Annotated in this window: 2 pseudogenes; both read right to left on the bottom strand. The window is 45.1% G+C overall.

From position 1 onward, the window contains the following. Positions 1-97: 97 nt before the first annotated feature. Positions 98-979: pseudogene (gene lpfD-O113 / locus BFF42_RS14220) on the bottom strand (long polar fimbrial minor subunit LpfD-O113); the annotation flags it as partial. Positions 980-989: 10 nt separating this feature from the next. Continuing rightward, positions 990-2,918: pseudogene (gene lpfC-O113 / locus BFF42_RS14215) on the bottom strand (long polar fimbrial usher protein LpfC-O113); the annotation flags it as partial. Between the last annotated feature and the right edge of the window lie 92 nt (positions 2,919-3,010).

Genomic DNA, 3,010 nt, shown 5'->3' with positions numbered 1-3,010 from the left:
TAGCTGAACAGGAGGGACAGCTGATAGAAACAGAAGCCACTGGAGCACCTCAAAAACACCATCATACACTAAATCAGTAAGTTGGCAGCATCACCTAAATTTTTATCCCCACGTTAGAGTTTGAAGTTACGACCATTGAATTGTCCGTATTGGGTTCGGTAGCATAAAAAGACGTACTGATATCATCGGTATTCAGTATCCCCAGGTTTTCACACTCAATAGTGACCGTTTTAGTAATTTTATGTGTTGTTACCGCACTTCCAACAACAGATGAAAAATCTGCAGCTGGTATTTCTTTAAAATCAAAATAAACTGGCTGTAAATTATTTATTTCGCAACTTTGCGGAGCTGTAATATCGCCCCGAATATAAACATCAGCCATCGGCTGTGAGTAATCCACCGGGGTGTCACGGCTAATTGTTCCATACAATGTCACTATCTTTGTTTCAGGAATAATCAATTTTCCTGCAAATGTCTTCTTGATATAAAAATATACTATCGCTTTAGCCCCACTAGATATACTTAAAGGTTCAATGCGGTTGCAATTGTACTTTGTATTACCAGACGGGTTGTTAGCATGATATTCAAAAGGTGCATTCACATACCCAACCCCAAGAATATCTATAGCAATCCCAACATCAAGGTTCGGATTAAGATCATAATAATTAATATTAGAGTGAACCCCAGCATAAGTTAATGCCTGGTTTATTTTTGACGTATAATAGATATAGGGGAATTCTCCTACGTTACCAGTATCACAATGACAGCGTCCAGGATATGAGGATCCATTAGTTACAGTGGTGTTAAATGTCGTTCCAACCTTATTTTCGTTCGCGGTAATAAGATATCCCGAGAAATCAAGCGTACTGTGAAATACGCCATTATCAGGGGTACAGATACCTTTAGGAGCTGCAAGTGCTACACTACTTAACGAGAGCATAAACACAGCAAAGCACCACTGTTTGATATACTTGTTCATAAAAATCCTTTTAATGACATGTCACACCCTGTTCAATTAATCCGCTCTCACTTTCTGGTGTCGAAAGTGAATAATTGAAGATGCATTTTGTTGAGGCGTTTTCTCCCCAGGATAACGTAACCTGTCCTTTTTCTGGTAGACCAGAAAGATAAAGTTCGCCACGGTCACCGACAATTCCTGAATCTGCCAAACTTGCATCTTGTATCGCAGCAATGGCTCCAAAAGGTACCGGTTTACCATTTGCATTTAACACTCTGAAGAGAACGCGATAACCCACATGAGTCACAAACTCCGCTTTAACCACTGCACCACGCGTGGGAACCATCGTAACGACGGTATTATCAAGTTCTATATTCGACTTCGAGAAATAGTTATCGCTGATTGCTACCCGATTTTCATCATAAGGGTTTAGCTGTGTCTTGACCGTATAGCCGCGCCAGTCCGTCGCAGCACCGCGCATATTATCTATTTCTAACCCGGCGGCCCCAGGTGCTTTAACAAGAGCAATAGTTTCACCTAACTCCTGACTTAACGTTACCCCTTCGCTGTGTGCCAGAATTCCCCCTCTGATACCATAATTCAGCCTCTGGGAATTTTGGCTGTAGTTATAGCTGCCGTTCACCGTGCCATAAGAGCCATCATAGGTCAGGGACATATTACCGCCAACCTCATCATCATGACTGTTATAGGACTGCATTAAATTCCATGAAAGGTTATTTCTTTCCAGCGCCGTACCGCTGAGTCCGAGTTGATGTGAGCTACCGGAATTATCGTTTTGCGAAACAGAATAGGTGGCGTAACTATTACCCCACCAGCCCGATAAAGGAACAGATAAAGAGAGCATGTAGATCTGCTCACTGGTGTTATCACTGGCATGGTTGTTCCCCGTCCCCTGTCTGGCAGTATTGGAATAACTCCAGGAGACGTTCCACGAGAGACGCTTCCAGCTACTGCTGTAGCCAAATTGCATTAATCGTTCGACATCATCGGTATGCCAGTATTGTTGCCGGCTTAATGTCAGGTATAAATTGCCATAATCTCTCCCCAACGACTGCGTTAGCGTTCCCTCCACGCGACTACGTCGGTTACCTGTTTCCCAAAAGTCTTCAGGGCTGTTGCGCCGCGATGCCCACTCATTGAGGGTATAGTAGCCCTCGGTGGAGTAACGATAGCCAACCAGGCGCAAGCTAGTGTCTGTGTCGTCAAATCGTTTTGAATAGAGAAAGCGATATGACTGACCCGTTTCTGTATCATCATGGCTAAAATTCGCACGAGCATGTGTCACATCGAAAGAAATTGCGCCCAAAGCGCCAAGATCTTTACCGACACCCAGAGCTGCAGAACCATAATTTTCAGCAGCCTGCATACCTCCATATAAAGTGATCCCGTGGGAAAAACCATGAAGTATTTGCGCCTGAAGGACGTCCGGTGTAAATCCGTCTTCATCGCGCAATTCACCCACGCTGACATCAACATCTGTCTGACCTTCACGTTTAAGAATCGCCAATGAAGCATAAGGTTGGGTGAATCGTTGTTCGCTACCGTCTTCTTCTTTGATGGTTACGTCCAAATCGCCACCTGTACTGGCGGTGTTGAGATCGGTGATCTCAAAAGCACCTTCTGGAACGGCAGACTGATAAATCACGTAGCCATTCTGCCGAATGATGACGGTGGCGTTGGACTTTGCAATCCCACGAACCACAGGAGCAAAGCCATTCTGGCTGGCGGGTAGCATATCGTTATCAGTATACAAACGCGCGCCGCGAATTTGCGTACTGTCGAAAATATCGCTCGCCGTCCACGTATCACCAATCATAATCTGGCTTCTTAACGCGGCAATATCGCGCTGTATCCAGGTACTAATGGAGTTGTATTCCGCACGGCCATCGCTGGTGTTTAAAGTACTGTAATTACGTAGCCGCCACGGTCCAATAGTAAGCGTGCAGCAAGAACCGTATTGACGGGGATGTGTTATTCAGTCGGCAGTGCTACGCGCCAGGGGAGCAGTTCGCCGACCCGGTTTATCGGCCA

Origin of the sequence: Shigella sp. FC1661, assembly GCF_001712525.1 — a bacterium.
GTDB lineage: Bacteria > Pseudomonadota > Gammaproteobacteria > Enterobacterales > Enterobacteriaceae > Escherichia > Escherichia coli.
This window is presented reverse-complemented; position numbering and strand designations above follow the sequence as displayed.